This window comes from Streptomyces rubellus, assembly GCF_036323805.1.
In the GTDB taxonomy this organism is placed as follows: domain Bacteria; phylum Actinomycetota; class Actinomycetes; order Streptomycetales; family Streptomycetaceae; genus Streptomyces.
This window is the reverse complement of the sequence record NZ_JAZDCX010000009.1, coordinates 105,536-119,900: the sequence shown is the minus strand read 5'-3', so window position 1 is coordinate 119,900 and position 14,365 is coordinate 105,536. Positions and strand designations below refer to the sequence as shown.

Below are 14,365 nucleotides of genomic sequence, written 5' to 3'. Positions count from 1 at the left end.
CCGCCTTCCGCTAGAAGTTCCGGCTGTCGAACAGCGGCGGGTCCGGTGTCCGGTCCACCACCAGGAACTCCGCCGTCGCCGGGGCCAGGGCGGCCGGGCCGGTGGGGCGGGCGTCGGAGGCGGTGACGGTGCGGGCGCCGCGCGCGTCGTTGGGCAGGACCAGCAGCTGCGCGGTGAAGGTGCCGTCGGCCCCCGGGACCGCCGGCCGGGCGGCCGGGGTGATACCGGGCTCCCAGGTGAGCCGTACCGGTACGCCGGGCGGGAAGTCCCGGCCGCGCACACTGGTGACGAAACCGGGGGGCCCGACCTCGGGCACCACCTCGATGCGCGGCCGCAGCACCCGCACGGTGTCCACCGCGCGGTTGTTGCCCGCGGCGGCGTCGGGCCCGGTGCTGGTGAGCCGGGCTGCCAGGCGCAGGGTCCCGGCGGAGGCGGGGGCGAGGACCACCCGGAGCACCTCCGACGCCCCGGGTGCCAGGTCACCGACCCGGCACCGCAGCCGCGCGTCGCACTGTGCGGGCCGGCGGGAGACGGGGACGCCGGACGGCAGCGTCAGCCGCACCCGTACTCCGGCCGCCGGGCGCGCACCGCCGTTGGACACCCGGTAGGTGGCCGTGACCAGGCCGCCGACGTACGCGGGGTCGGGGGTGACCGTGAGCCGCACCGCCGGGTCGGCGGACGGGGCGAGCCTGGGCGGAGCGGGCGGGAGGAGCGTGGGCGGAGCGGGCGGAGTGGACGGGGGAGGAGGAGAGGGGCTGCCGGGCGTCGGCTCGGGGCTCGGAGGGGCGCTCGGTGAGGGAGGAGCGCTCGGCGAGGGGGAGGGAGACGGGCTCGGCGGGGGCGAGGAGGGCGGTGCCGACTCGGTGACCACCACCTTGGTGTCCCCGCGGTTGTCGGGCTCGTAGGGATCGGGCAGGGTGCCGTCGGCCGTCCAGGTGACCTGGAGGGTGTCCGGGGTGTTGCCCGTGAAGGTCAGCTCGATGCGCACCACCCGGCCGGACGGCAGGGTGCCCAGGTCGCAGTGGAGGTCCTCGGTGCAGCTTCCGGTGTCGGGCACGGCGCCGGCCGGCTGCAGCTCCTCGGGGACGCCGATCGTCAGCGCGGTACCGGGCGAGGGCGCCGGCCCCCGGTTGACGACGGTCACGACGAGGCTTCCGTCCTCGCCCTCGGTGATCGGTTCGGGCGGTACGGCCAGCTCGGTGCCCAGGTCGGAGGTGGGCTGCCAGGTGGGCGCGACCTGCTGCCCGTCCTCGCCCGCGGCACCGCGGAAGCGCGCTCCCGTGATGCGCCGCGCCTCGCCGGTGGTCGGGTCGACCAGCGCGATGTACCGGCGGACGGTCTCGGGGTCGTGTGGGGAGGCGGACGCCTGCTCCTTGCCGCTGGCGGCGAGCCGGCCGCCGTCGGGGGACCAGGCGGGATCACCGCAGCCGTCGCCGTAGCTCTCGCTCACCCGGCAGATTCCCTGCGGATCGGGGAGGAGCTGCGGGCCGGTGCCGTTCGCGCCGACCAGGCCGAGCCGCCCGGCGGGGGAGTACGCCAGGGTGGCGCCGTCGGGGGAGTACGCCGGGTGGCTCTCCCGGGTCCGCGCGCCCAGCGGGTCGTCCACCGCGGTGAGGTCCCGCTGTCTGCCGCCGTCGGCCGCCGCGGCCGTCCACAGGTGGGAGAGGTCCTCCTGCCCCTCCCCGGTGGGCGTCTGACGGGTGAAGGCCAAAGTGGCGCCGTCGGGGGACCAGGCGGGCTCGGTCTCGGACTGCTCCTCGGCGGAGGGGACCACGTAGAGCTGCCGTCCGGTGGCCACCTCGAGCACCGCGATCTCGGTGTCGATGCGGCAGGGGATGCAGGACCGGGTGACGGCGATCCGGGTGCCGTCCGGCGACCAGGCGGGGAAGCCGGTGCTGGCCGTCGCCGGGGTGGCCTCGTCGGGCAGCGGCCGGGGGTCGCTGCCGTCGGCGCCCGCGAGCCACACCCGGCTGCGCCGCGTGTCGTTCTCGTAGTCCACCCGGGTGAAGGCGATCATGCGGCCGTCCGGCGAGTACTGCTGGCTCACGTCCGCCGGGCCGTAGCCGTGGGCCCGGTCCTGGTTGAGGTCGCGCAGCGGCACCTGGAGGTCCCGCGGGTCCGAGCCGTCGGGGAGCACGTCCATCAGGTCCATGGTCGCTGCGGTCGCGGCCGTGGTGCGGCTGACCAGCAGTCCCTCCCCGCCCGGCGGGTACCAGGTGGGGCCGGCGACCAGCCGGTCCTCCGCCAGCCGCAGCAACGGCGTTCCGACGGCGCCGTCCGTGCCGACCCCGACGGTGTAGACCCGGTCCGGCGCGCCGTCGCCGGTGGGGCCGCCCGGCAGGGAGCGGCTGACGAACGCCACGGAGGTGCCGTCCGGGGACCAGCTGCCCTGACGGGAGTCCTGCCCGGGCAGGATCTCCACACCGGTGCTGCCGAGCGACCCGGAGGCGGGGATCACCTTCAGCCGGGCGGACTCGCCGTCCTCACCGCCGGAGTAGCGGGCGGTGACGAGGATGCGGTCGTGCGCCGCGACCGGGTCCCAGGACGGCTGGAGGTTGCCGAGCTCCTCGGCCCGGGCCGCCTCCTCGTCCACGGCGTCGTCGGTGAGCTGCTCGACGGTGCCGCCGGCGGCGGGGACGCGGTGGATCTGCCAGTCGCCGCCGGTGCCCCGCTTCCCGCTGAACGCCAGCAGCTCACCGTCCGGGGACCAGGTGGGCCGGACGTTGTCGCCCCTGCCGTCGGTCACCCGCCGCGGGTCGCTCCCGTCGGCGTTCACCACCCAGATGTCGTGGCCGCCGTCCGGGCGGCCCGTCGTCGCCGCGTACGCCACCCGGGAGCCGTCGGGCGACGGCACCGGATGCCGTACGCCCTCGGCGGAGTCGGTCAGCCGGACGACCGGGCCGTCGCCCCTCCTGAGGTACACCTGCGGGCGCGCCGAGTCGCGCAGGCTGGTCCACACGACGGTGTCGCCCCTGGCCGACACCTCGTCGTCGTGGTGCTGCGGCCCGCCCGGGAAGAAGGGGTCGCTCCGCCCGGTGTCGCCCGGGTCCACCGTGCCGATGCTGCGGTGCTGGGTCCCGCCGTAGGCGATCCGGCCCGGGGCCGTGGTGCCGTCCGGGCCGGCCTGGACGGGCGCGGCGGGCAGCTGCACGAGCACGCTGCCCGTGACGAGGAGCAGTAACGCCAGGACGGCGGTGCACAGCCTGCCGCCCGGTCCGCGGTCGAGAGGACGCACCAGCTGGTATCCCATCAGGGGGACGGGTGACACCCGCCTGCGGTCGGATTGTGGGATTGCCGGATTCCCGGGACTCCCGGATCGCCGCCCATCCTCGGTGTCCCCCGTCCGGCGCGCAGTGGCCGCCTGGACGGGGGATGGGGAAGAGCGCGCTGCCCGATGGGGCAGGCCGGTCAGATCAGTCCCTCGCGGATGGCGTACGCCACGGCGTGCGAGCGGTTGCGCAGCTGGAGCCGGTTGGTGACGTCGTACAGGACGTTCTTGACGGTGCGCTCGGAGTAGGCCAGGTGCTCGGCGATCTCCCGGGTGCCGAATCCCTCCGCGACCAGCCTGAGGACCTCGATCTCCCGGGGCTGCAGACCGGAGAAGGCCAGCCCGCGCGGGTCCAGGGTCCGGCGCTGGAGCCGGCCCATCTGCTCCAGCAGCCGGCCCAGCAGGTCGGGGGGCATGCTGCCCCCGCCCCGCGCGGCCGAGACGATCGCCCTGACGAGATTGGCCGGGGTGGCCTCGTTGCGCCGCTCCAGGGCGACCACCCCGCACTCGACGGCCGTGGTCAGCCCCGCGTCGTCCACCCGTGAGACCACCAGGACCAGCTGGGCCGGGGTGGTACGGCGCAGCCGGCGCAGCAGCGCGGCCGTCGGATCGTCGACGGTGTCGGCGATGACCAGCAGGACCTCCGCGCGGTCCTGCTCCTCCGGGGGCAGGACCCGCAGTTCGGGGCAGGTGCGTAACTGGCTGAGCACTCCCGATCGCGAGATCGGGTCGTCGGTGTGGATGCAGACGGCGACGCGTTCCACGGGACTCCTCGGGGAAGACGGGTGCACGGGGCGGCACGGGAAGGTGTGGAAGAGCGCGGTGCGGCCGGGCCCGGTACGGCGGCCGGCCGCGCCCAGTGTGGGGAACGGCTCCTGCCAGGCCCATAACGGCGGCCTAACAGACTCGGGGACTGCCCCGATGGGTTCCCTTTCCGGCGCTGCGCGGTGCCCGGCGGCTGCCTACAGTCGGCGGCCATGAGTACCACCGCCCATGTGGACCACTCCTCCGTCTCCGTCGCCCCGGGCGACGAGCGGCACGTCGTCCTGAACGTGCGCAACAGCGGGGACATCGTCGAGTCCTACGGATTCACCGTCGTCGGTGACACCGCGGAGTGGACCGCCGTGGAACCCCGGACCCTCTCGCTGTACCCGGGGACCGAGGGGACCGTGACGCTGGTCTTCCGGCCGCCGCGCTCCCCGGAGGTCCGCGCCGGGGAGCTGCCGTACGCGGTCCGCGTGCTGCCCTCGGAACGCCCCGAGGGAGCGGTGGTCCCCGAGGGCCGGGTGACGGTGCTGCCGTTCCGCGAACTGGCGGCGGAGGTGCTGCCGCCCCAGCGGAAGCGGCGGCTGCGCGCCCGGTTCCAGTTACGGGTGGCGAACCTCGGCAACACGCCGGTGTCGGTGCTGCTCTCCGCCGAGGGGGCCGCCGAGGAGGTGGGCCACTCCCTGTCCGCCGAGACGCTCACCCTCGAACCGGGCGAGGAGACCTTCACCGACCTGACCGCCCGGTCGCGCAAGCTGCTCTGGTTCGGGACGGCCGTGCCGCATCCGTTCGAGGCGCGGGTGCGGGGGGAGCGGGGGGAGGAGGACGAGGAGCCGGTCACCGCCGAGGGCACCTACATCCAGCAGCCGATCCTGCCCTACTGGCTGCTGGCCCTGCTCGCGCTGCTCATCGCGCTGCTCCTGCTGTGGTTCACGCTGGTCCTGCCCTCGGTCCGCTCGGCCGCCCGGGAGCAGGCCGACGCCGCGATCGAGGAGGCCACGGACACCGCGGGCCTGCCGTCGCCCTCCGCGTCCGGCGGCGCGGGCCGCCAGGACGGCGGCCCGGGCGGGGGAGCGGGCGACGGCGGCGCCGGGCCCGGGGGCGACGGCAGGACGGACGGCGACGGCAGCACCGGCCGGCAGGGCGGTACGGGCGGGAGCGCCCGGGGCGGCGGGGTGGAGTTCGCCACCGTGCTGGAGACCAGGGTCGCGCCGGGCGGGAGCGACCGGCAGGCCTTCCGGGTGCCCGACGACCGGCTGCTGCTGATCACCGACATCGTGGCCGACGCCCCGCAGGGCGACACCGGCACCCTGCGGGTCACCATCGACGACAGGACGGTCACCTCGCTGGCGCTGGAGAACTTCCGCAGCTACGACAACCACTGGGTGACGCCCATCGAGGCGCCGCCGGGCAGCGAGATCGCGATGACGGTGACCTGCCGCAGGCCCGGGAACCCCCCGGACGCCCCGCCGCCCGGCACCTGCGCCGAGTCGGTCTTCGTCAACGGCACCTCGGTACCGTTCTCCTCGGCGTCGCCCGACGCCGGCTGACCCGTACGGTCCGGGGCCGGGCCGGTGGTTCTCGCCGGCCCGGCCCCGGACCGTACGGCGTGTCCGCTAACCGGCGACCCGGACGCTCCGCTGGCCCGCGTTGACGACCGTGACCATGCCCGACCAGCGGCACACGCAGGTCGAGGCGGCGGTGAGCGCGGGCTGCCGGTTGACCCGTACGGTCGGGGAGCCCGGCACCCAGGGGGCGGCGATCGCCGGGACGCAGGGCGCCGGGGTGGGCACCCCCGCCGCCGCGGCGGTGGCCGCCACCACCGCGGGGTTGAGCGGGCTGGCGCACATGCCGAACGTGGGGATGTTCACCACCGGCCGGATGTCCTGGACGGTGGCGACCGGCCGTCCGGCGGAGGTGGTGTTCCGGGGCGGCACGACCAGGACCGCCGGAGCGGCCCCGAACGAGCACCGCAGCATCGCCCCCGCGACGACGAGTTCTCTGCGCACTGTCCCTCCTCGGGAATCGGGTTCACGGACGACGGCTCCCGGCGGGCCGCCCCCAGGACTACGGGACGGTGCGGCGGGGCGGAAGGGACACCGGGGCAGCGCCCGGGGCAGTCCCGCCCCGTACGGCGCGGCGGCCCGGATCCGTCCGGATCCGGGCCGCCGCGGTGCGCAGTGCCGTCGTGCCGCTGCGCGGTCAGCGCTCCCGTGCGCTGACCATGCCCAGGGTCACCAGCACCAGGACCACCCAGGCGAACCACACCCATCCGCTGCCGCCCAGCGCCACGGAATAGGCGGTCGCCAGCACCAGGGCGGCCACAGTGGTCACGGTCATGGCCTTCGCCGTGTCCGGCATCGCCCACACCTTCCTCCTGGTCGGCGGACGGTGCCGTGCCGTCCGCCGCGGGAGCCGGGCCCCTGTCCGCCCGGCGGCCCGCGACGACCGCCGCGTCACCGTCCGCGTGTCTGCAACGACGACAGGTAGGCGTTGTAGGCCGCCAGTTCCCGGTCGCCGTCCCGGTCGGCGGCCCGGTCACTGCGCCGGGCCTGCCGTTGTTCGGAGAAGTACCACTGGAAGACGAGGGCAATCAGCACGAGGACCGACGGAATCTCACTGAACGCCCAGGCGATGCCACCCGCCGCGTGCTGGTCGGCCAGCGCGTCGACCCCCAGCGAGGCGGGCGGGTCCGCGTACGTGCTCACCATCGGGGCGCTCGCCATCATCAGCGCGATGCCGAAGAAGGCGTGGAAGGGCATGGCCGCGAACAGTTCCAGCATCCGCATCACGTAGCCCGGACGGTTCGGTCCCGGGTCCACTCCCATGATCGGCCAGAAGAAGACCAGCCCCACCGCGAGGAAGTGCACCATCATCGCGATGTGCCCGGGCTTCGAGCCCATCAGGAAGTCGAACAGCGGGGTGAAGTACAGCGCGTACAGACTGGCGATGAACATCGGGATGGTGAACAGCGGATGGGTGATCGCCCTCATGTAGTGGCTGTGCAGCACGGCGACCAGCGTCTCGCGCGGTCCCCGGCGGCCCCGGCCGGCGGCCGGGAGGGCGCGCAGCGCCAGGGTGACCGGCGCGCCCAGCAGCACCAGGATCGGCGACAGCATGCTGATCACCATGTGCTGCACCATGTGGACGCTGAAGAGCACCATGCCGTAGTCGTTGAGCGCGGTGCACATCACCAGCGCGACCGTCAGCACGCCCAGCGCGAAGGCGACCGTGCGGCCCACCGGCCAGGAGTCGCCGCGCCGCCGCAGCCGCAGCACGCCCCAGCCGTAGAGGGCCAGCGCGAGCAGGCAGCCGGCCAGGAAGAACGGCTCGCCGGAGAACTCCAGGCCACGCCCGAGAGTGAACGGCGGCAGATCCGCCACCGTGCCGTGTCCGTCGTGGTCCATCCGCAGCTCTCCCATACCGTGCCGATCCGCTCGAACCAGAGTAGAACCGCCCCCGGCCGGAGCTCCGGCCGGGGGCGGTGCGCGGACGTACGGGTCAGGCCGGCTGGGTGGCCGTCGCGATCCGCTCGGCGCGCAGTGCCTCGTACCAGCGGTCGTCCACCGGCGGCAGCGCGTTCACGTCCAGCGCCAGCTTGACCAGCAGGTCCGCGATCTGCGGATTCCTGGCCAGCACCGGCCCGTGCATGTAGGTGCCGAAGACGGTGCCGTTCCAGGCGCCCTCGGTGCCGTCGCCGGTGCCGTTCCCCTTGCCCAGCCGGACCCGGGCCAGCGGCCGGGCCGTCGGACCCAGGTGGGTGACGCCCTGGTGGTTCTCGAACCCGGTGAGCTGGGGCAGCCCCAGCCGCTCGTCGATGTCGGCCAGGACGTCGCCGACGCACCGCTCGCCCTCGCCGCGGGTGCTGGTCACGTCCAGCAGCCCGAGCCCCGGCTCGCGCTGCCCGAGGTCGTTGACGAACTCGTGGCCCAGGATCTGGTAGCCGGCGCACACCGAGAAGACGATCGCGCCGTTGTCCACGGCCCGGTTCAGTCCGCCGTCGCGCCGCAGCCGCTCGGCCGCCAGCCGCTGCGGGCGGTCCTCGCCGCCGCCGATCAGGTAGATGTCACCGGAGGTGGGGATCGGCTGGTCGGAGCGGACGTCCGTCCGGTGCACCCCCAGCCCGCGCTGCTGGGCGCGCCGCTCCACCACCAGCACGTTGCCCTGGTCGCCGTAGGTGCTCAGCAGGTCCGGGTAGACCCACACCAGCCGAAGGCCGCTCTCGCTCATGTTCGCCGTCCTCGCCGTGCCGGGGTTCGAAGGAATCGAAAGGAATCGAAAGGAATCGAAAGGAGGTGGAAGGGGTGGAAGGGGATGGAAGGGGGATCGGAGGGTGCCCGTGGCGATCAGTTGCCGACGACGCGGCGCAGGTCCTGGAACGCGGTGTAGTTCGCGATCGCCTCGATCCGTCCGGGCGGGCACTGCCGTACGGCCTCGGCGGCGTTCTGGCACACCTGGAAGTCGACGCCCGCGACCTCCAGCCGGACCGCCAGGTCCAGCTTGCGGTCGCCGATCACGCAGATGGGGTGCCCGGCCAGCCGGGAGTAGTCCACGTCCCACAGCCAGGAGGTGTCGGTGCCGTCCGCGCCGCGGGCGTTGACCGCCAGGATGACGGGCGAGGGCGGGGCGTCGATCAGCGAGAAGGTCTCCAGCCAGCCGGCCGGGTTCTTGGCCAGCAGCAGCCGGATCTGGCGGCCCTGGTAGGACACCACGTCGTAGCGGCCCGCCACCGCGGTGACCGAGTACATCCGCTCCAGCGCCGCCTGGGGCGGTACGCCGAAGGCGGCGGCGACGGCCGCGGAGGTGGTGGCGTTGGCCTTGTTCGCGCGGCCGGGCAGCTGGAGGCGGATCGGCCAGGCCGAGCCGTGCGGGTCCAGCACGTGGTCGCCCGACAGCGCCCAGCTCGGGGTGGGACGGCGGAAGCCGCACTCCCCGCAGAACCAGTCGTCGCCCGGCCGCTGCATCACACCGCCGCAGGCCGGGCAGGACCAGGCGTCGTCCTTCCACTCCTGGCCGGCGGCCACCCACACCACGTTGGGCGAGGAGGAGGCGGCCCACACCACCAGCGGGTCGTCGGCGTTCGCGATGATCACGGCCTTGGAGCCGGACAGGCCCTCGCGCCACCGCTCGGCCAGCATCCGGGTCTCGGCGGCGCGGTCGAGCTGGTCGCGGGAGAGGTTGAGCAGGGCGATGGCCTTGGGGGTCACGTCGCGGGCGACCGTCGCCAGGTACTTCTCGTCGACCTCGATGACGCCGTAGCGCGCGTCACCGCTGCCGGCGAGCGCCGCGGTGATGCCCGCGGGCATGTTGGCGCCCAGCGCGTTGGAGACGACCGGGCCCGCGGCCCGCAGGGCCTCGGCGATCAGCCGGGTCGTGGTGGTCTTGCCGTTGGTCGCCGACACCAGGACGACGTCCAGGTTCTGCGCCAGCCGGGCCAGCAGGTCGGGATCGAGCCTGAGCGCCACCTTTCCGCCGATCACCGATCCGCTGCCCCGGCCCGCGGCTCGCGACACCGCCGCAGCGGCCTTGCCGGCCGTCACGGCCAGCTTGGACCGTGGCGGCAGCGGTTCCGTGTTCCCTGCCATCGTCCTTGTCCCTCCTTGCCCCTGGATCGGGCCTCAGCCTACCGAGGTCCGCTCCCGTCCCCGAATCGTGCCACCCGGGATGATCGCCGCAGTGCGGGACATGACGCCCGTGCGGCGCGGCGCCGTTGCGGAGGTTCCGCTTCCGCCCGTCCCGCGCGGCGGTCGCCGGGAGGGGCCGGGGAGGCCCGGCGGGAGGGTCAGAAACCGGGGCCGCCCGCCCGGTCGTCCGCCGTGGCCAGGCCGCCCCACAGCAGGTCCGCCAGCTGCCGCACCAGCCGGTCGCGGGGATAGGGCCGTTCGCGCAGCCACCAGTCACCGGCCGCGTGCATCATGCCGACGATGCCGTGGCCCCAGATGCGGGCCCGCTCCCCGCCCTCGGGCCCCAGGTCGACGCGTTCGGCGATCACCGTGGCCAGTTCCTCGCCGAGCCGCCGCAGCAGCGGGGCCGAGTGCTGGCCGACGTCGAAGCCGCGGTCCCCGCCGGGATGCTCGGCGGGGTGCATCAGGAAGCGGTAGACCTGCGGGCGGGCCTCGATGGCGGACAGGTACGTGTCCAGGGCGGCCGCCACCCGCTCGCGCCGGTCACACGGCGCGTCCAGCGCGGCCCGCAACGCGTCCACCAGGGCGTCGGTGTGCCGGACGGCCAGGGCCCGGTACAACCCGCCCTTGTCGCCGAAGTGCCGGTACAGGATGGGCTTGGTGATGCCGGCCTCGGCGGCGATGGCGTTCATCGAGGCGCCGGGCCCGTCCCGGAGCACCACGCGCTCGGCGGCCTCCAGCAGTTGCCTGCGGCGGCGTTCCGTGGCGGTGCGCTGGTCCTCCCGCTGTGTGGTCCCCATGCCCTGGTCTCCCCGTCCGCGGCCGCTCGCCGTCACCTGAGCGCAACGTAACACCCCTGGAGCGCGGTGGAGCTGTCCGGAACAGGAGGTTGACAACGGACCAGTGGGCAACATATTTCTGTTACCGCCAGTAACAACCGGGATGGAGGGCTTCCATGGGGGAGTTCGCACTCGACCTCAGCGACGACCAGAAGGCGGTACGGGACTGGGTCCACGGCTTCGCGGCCGATGTCATGCGCCCCGCCGCCGCGGAGTGGGACGAGCGCGAGGAGACCCCGTGGCCCGTCATCCAGGAGGCGGCCAAGATCGGTCTGTACTCGCTGGACTTCTACGCGCAGCAGTACTTCGACCCCACCGGCCTGGGCATCCCGGTGGTGATGGAGGAGCTGTTCTGGGGCGACGCGGGCATCGGCCTGTCGATCGTCGGCACCGCCCTGGCCGCCGTCGGCGTCCTCGCCAACGGCACCGAGGAGCAGATCGGCACCTGGATCCCGCAGATGTACGGCGACGAGAACGACGTGAGGGTCGCCGCCTTCTGCTCCTCCGAGCCGGACGCCGGCTCGGACGTCTCCGCGATGCGCACCCGCGCGGTGTACGACGAGGCCAGGGACGAGTGGGTGCTCGACGGCACCAAGACGTGGGTGACCAACGGCGGCATCGCGGGCGTCCATGTCGTCGTCGCCGTCGTCGATCCCGAACTCGGCGCCAAGGGGCACGCCTCCTTCGTCGTACCGCCGAACACCCCCGGCCTGTCCCAGGGGCAGAAGTTCAAGAAGCACGGCATCCGCGCCTCCCACACGGCCGAGGTCGTCCTGGACGGCGTCCGCGTCCCCGGCCACTGCCTGCTGGGCGGCAAGGAGAAGCTCGACGAGCGCCTCGCCCGCGCCCGCGAGAAGGCGAAGCGGGGGAAGGCCGGGGAGCGCGTGCGGAACGCCGCGATGGCCACCTTCGAGGCCTCCCGTCCGGCCGTGGGCGCCCAGGCCGTCGGCATCGCCCGCGCCGCGTACGAGGTCGCGCTGGAGTACGCCAGGACCCGGGTGCAGTTCGGCCGCCCGATCATCGACAACCAGGGCATCGCCTTCCAGCTCGCCGACATGCGCACCCGTATCGACGCCGCCCGGCTGCTGGTGTGGCGGGCCTCGTGGATGGCGGCGGCGGGCAGGCCCTTCGAGGCCGCCGAGGGCTCGATGTCCAAGCTCTTCGCCGGGGAGACGGCCAAGGCCGTCACCGCCCAGGCGATCCAGATCCTCGGCGGCAACGGCTTCACCCGGGAGTACCCGGTGGAGCGGATGCACCGGGACGCCGCCATCTACTCGATCTTCGAGGGCACCAGCGAGATCCAGCGGCTGGTCGTCGCCCGCACGATCTCGGGCATGCACATCCGCTGAACTCCGCCGGACCACCGCGGGGGCGGCGGTGGTCCGGTGACGCGGCGCGCTGTTCCCCGGGGACGCTCCGCCCCGGCAGGCGTGCCGCTCCGGGAGCGGGGCCGGGCCGTACGCGGCGCGGCCCCGTCCGCGTGCGCGTCCGGCGGACGGGTGTGGCGGCGGGGGCGCCGGAGGACATCCGGGCGGTTCCGCCCGACGGGGCGTCATATCGCCGGCGCGTGGCGTTTCCCGGGTGAATCCGCACCGGATTCACCCGACACGCGGGCAGCCGTTCGGGGTGACGGGGCTCACACGCGCCGGGTCCGCGCGGGATTCCGCCCGCCCTTTTCGCGCCTCCGGACAGCCTGTCAGAATCCCCTGTTCAAAGGTTGTTTCATGCGGTAACCAACCGGCCGGTGAAACGGTTCCGCGGCCGGGTTCCGCAGGAGTGAAGAAGTTCACAGAAAGCCTTCAGTCTTCGAAATCGCGGCGTTCTTGACGCAGTATCCGTAAGCGTTGCCAAGTCCCCGTCGCACGGCGGGGCGGTCCGGGCGGACGCCGAGTCCTGCCGCCACCCGGGCGAGAGACGAACCACAACGGATCGGCAGGAGCGGGAGACCCGAGCAAGGCGGGCCGCGTCCCACGCGGCCCTTGGGGTGAAGCCACTTCGGTGGCCGGGCAACTTCGCCGGCCCGAACCCGACAGGTCATCTTTCGCAGGCGGATGACGAAGGGTCAGTTCATGTCCGCGTACGCACGCATACCGGGACTCGCCTCCCGGGCCGCCGTCACCTCCGCCGTCACCGTGGCGACGCTGGCGGGGGCGGCACTGGTGCCGAACGCCACCCCTGAGGCCGAGGCGGCCACCCCGGCAGGCAAGGCGCTCAAGGTCGCGGCCGCCAAGAAGGGCGCGCCGTACAAGTACGGTGCCGCGGGGCCGAAGCGCTTCGACTGCTCGGGGCTCACCCAGTACTCGTACAAGAAGGCGGGCAAGAAACTGCCGCGCACCGCGGCTGCCCAGTACAACCGCAGCAAGAAGGTCTCCGTCAAGTCGCGCAAGAAGGGCGACCTGGTGTTCTTCCACTCCGGTGGCCGTGTCTACCACGTCGGCATCTATGCCGGCAGCGGAAAGATCTGGCATTCCCCGAAGCCGGGGAAGACCGTCCGGAAGGAAAAGATCTGGACCAAGAGCGTGCGGTACGGGCGGGTGAGGTAAACCGGGTCAGCCCCGGTCCGGTCCGCGGGGCCCGAGTGCCTCCGGGGGCCGGGAACGACGGCGCGCCACGGGAGACCCCCGTGGCGCGCCGTCCGGTTTTCCGGCCCCGGCGCCCGGTTCCGGAATGCGCGCCGGTCTCCTCCGGGCCACCGGTGCGCGCGGGCGCCCCGCCCGGCGGTGGCCGGACGGGGCGCGGTGCCGGCGCGGTCAGTGGTTGGGGCTGTCGGCGCTGATGTCGGCGAGCGCGGACCCCGGCTCGCGCTCCACGGCCAGGTCGCCGATGCTGACGACGCCGACCGGGTGGCCGTGGTCCACCACCGGCAGCCTCCGCACGGAGTGCTCGCGCATCAGCCGGACCGCTCGCGAGATGTCGTCGTCGGGCTCCGCGGTCACCAGCGTGTCGCTGCAGACCTCCTGCACGGGGGTGTCGCCGCCGCTGTTCTCGGCCAGCGCGCGCACCACCAGGTCGCGGTCGGTCACCACACCGCGCAGTTCGTCACCGTCGACGATCAGGATGTCGCCGATGTCGTGGTCCCGCATCAGGCGCGCCACCTCGGTCAGCGTGGCCTGCGGGGTGGCGGTGGTCGGATCGGCGGTCATGACGTCGCGGATCTTCCGGGCCATCGGAACGCTCCTCGTCTGTCGGACTCGGATGTCGGGCGAAGGCGGCGCGGACCGTGGTCACCGGTGCCGCCGCCCTTGTGCACCGGTACCCGCAACCGGGGTGGTGATGTCCGATGTGCCGCTTTGGAGGCTTTCGGTGTGCCGGGTGTTCCCCGGCTCCCCTCCCGGACGTCTCCCCGGGCTCTCCCCGCGCCCGCGCCCCCCGCTCCGCCTCGTCCTGTCACCGGGGCGAGTGGTGTTCCAGGACCCGGGCCAGCAGCCGTACCAGTTGGGCGCGCTCGTCCGGGGAGAGCCCGGTGAGCAGCTCGTCCTGTGCCCGGTCCAGGGACTCGTCGAGAAGACCCAGATGCCGTACTCCGGCGGTGGTGACCGTGACGATGTTGCGGCGGCGGTCCGCCGGGTCCGGGGAGCGCCTGACGAGGTCCCGCCCGGCGAGCTCGTTGAGTGCGGCGACGACGTCGCTGCGGTCGATCCCGCAGCGGCGGCCGAGCTCCGCCTGACTGGCCGGACCGTACTCCTCCAGCGCGGCGAGCAGGGCGTAGTGGTAGCGCCGGACGCCGGCGTCGGCGAACGCGGCCCACACCAGCCGGTGGGCGTGTGCCGTCGCCTGCGACAGGAGCCAGCTCGGTGTGTTCCGCAGCCGGGCGGGGGCGGCGTGGTAGGCCGTCGTGTCCATGCGGCGAGCGTAGCCGAGCCGGCTCA

General features: G+C 73.9%; 13 protein-coding genes and 1 riboswitch. Of the genes, 3 read left to right on the top strand and 10 right to left on the bottom strand.

What is annotated here, in order from left to right; genetic code table 11:
* Positions 1-10: 10 nt before the first annotated feature.
* A complete protein-coding gene (locus V1L54_RS12860) occupies positions 11-3,250 on the bottom strand; it encodes a hypothetical protein (protein ID WP_330118100.1) in 3,240 nt (1,079 codons plus the stop codon).
* A 158-nt stretch (positions 3,251-3,408) separates the two neighbouring features.
* Complete coding sequence (locus V1L54_RS12855; protein ID WP_330118099.1) at positions 3,409-4,032, bottom strand: helix-turn-helix transcriptional regulator; 624 nt, start codon at positions 4,030-4,032, stop codon at positions 3,409-3,411.
* A gap of 213 nt (positions 4,033-4,245) precedes the next feature.
* Here V1L54_RS12855 and V1L54_RS12850 point away from each other — a divergent pair, with 213 nt between their 5' ends.
* On the top strand, positions 4,246-5,583 hold the full coding sequence (locus V1L54_RS12850) for a COG1470 family protein (protein WP_330118098.1): 1,338 nt from the start codon (positions 4,246-4,248) through the stop codon (positions 5,581-5,583).
* Positions 5,584-5,649: 66 nt separating this feature from the next.
* Here the strand turns inward: V1L54_RS12850 and V1L54_RS12845 are convergent, their stop codons facing one another.
* From V1L54_RS12845 to V1L54_RS12820, 6 genes are all read right to left on the bottom strand, one after another.
* On the bottom strand, positions 5,650-6,042 hold the full coding sequence (locus V1L54_RS12845; RefSeq protein ID WP_330118097.1) for a DUF4280 domain-containing protein: 393 nt from the start codon (positions 6,040-6,042) through the stop codon (positions 5,650-5,652).
* A 193-nt stretch (positions 6,043-6,235) separates the two neighbouring features.
* Positions 6,236-6,394, bottom strand: coding sequence for a hypothetical protein (locus V1L54_RS12840; RefSeq protein WP_330118096.1), 159 nt, complete (start codon positions 6,392-6,394; stop codon positions 6,236-6,238).
* A 95-nt stretch (positions 6,395-6,489) separates the two neighbouring features.
* The gene (locus tag V1L54_RS12835; RefSeq protein ID WP_330118205.1) at positions 6,490-7,440 is read right to left on the bottom strand and encodes a cytochrome c oxidase assembly protein; all 951 of its coding nucleotides are present in this window, start codon (positions 7,438-7,440) and stop codon (positions 6,490-6,492) included.
* 94 nt (positions 7,441-7,534) lie between these two features.
* Positions 7,535-8,263: a type 1 glutamine amidotransferase gene (locus V1L54_RS12830; RefSeq protein ID WP_330118095.1), complete on the bottom strand. Its 729-nt coding sequence runs from the start codon at positions 8,261-8,263 to the stop codon at positions 7,535-7,537.
* A gap of 116 nt (positions 8,264-8,379) precedes the next feature.
* Positions 8,380-9,618 (bottom strand): MurT ligase domain-containing protein, encoded by a 1,239-nt coding sequence (locus V1L54_RS12825; protein ID WP_330118094.1) that lies wholly within the window; start codon positions 9,616-9,618, stop codon positions 8,380-8,382.
* Positions 9,619-9,815: 197 nt separating this feature from the next.
* A complete protein-coding gene (locus V1L54_RS12820; RefSeq protein WP_330118093.1) occupies positions 9,816-10,457 on the bottom strand; it encodes a TetR/AcrR family transcriptional regulator in 642 nt (213 codons plus the stop codon).
* 155 nt (positions 10,458-10,612) lie between these two features.
* Here V1L54_RS12820 and V1L54_RS12815 point away from each other — a divergent pair, with 155 nt between their 5' ends.
* Positions 10,613-11,845, top strand: a complete 1,233-nt coding sequence (locus V1L54_RS12815) for an acyl-CoA dehydrogenase family protein (RefSeq protein WP_330118092.1) — start codon at positions 10,613-10,615, stop codon at positions 11,843-11,845.
* A gap of 563 nt (positions 11,846-12,408) precedes the next feature.
* Positions 12,409-12,561, top strand: a riboswitch (cyclic di-AMP (ydaO/yuaA leader).
* 4 nt (positions 12,562-12,565) lie between these two features.
* Entirely contained in the window at positions 12,566-13,039 is a 474-nt protein-coding gene (locus V1L54_RS12810; RefSeq protein ID WP_330118091.1) for a C40 family peptidase, read from the top strand.
* 207 nt (positions 13,040-13,246) lie between these two features.
* Here V1L54_RS12810 and V1L54_RS12805 read toward each other — a convergent pair whose 3' ends face one another.
* Positions 13,247-13,663: a CBS domain-containing protein gene (locus V1L54_RS12805; RefSeq protein ID WP_330118090.1), complete on the bottom strand. Its 417-nt coding sequence runs from the start codon at positions 13,661-13,663 to the stop codon at positions 13,247-13,249.
* Between the two features lie 220 nt (positions 13,664-13,883).
* The gene (locus tag V1L54_RS12800) at positions 13,884-14,339 is read right to left on the bottom strand and encodes a MarR family winged helix-turn-helix transcriptional regulator (protein WP_330118089.1); all 456 of its coding nucleotides are present in this window, start codon (positions 14,337-14,339) and stop codon (positions 13,884-13,886) included.
* Positions 14,340-14,365 lie beyond the last annotated feature (26 nt).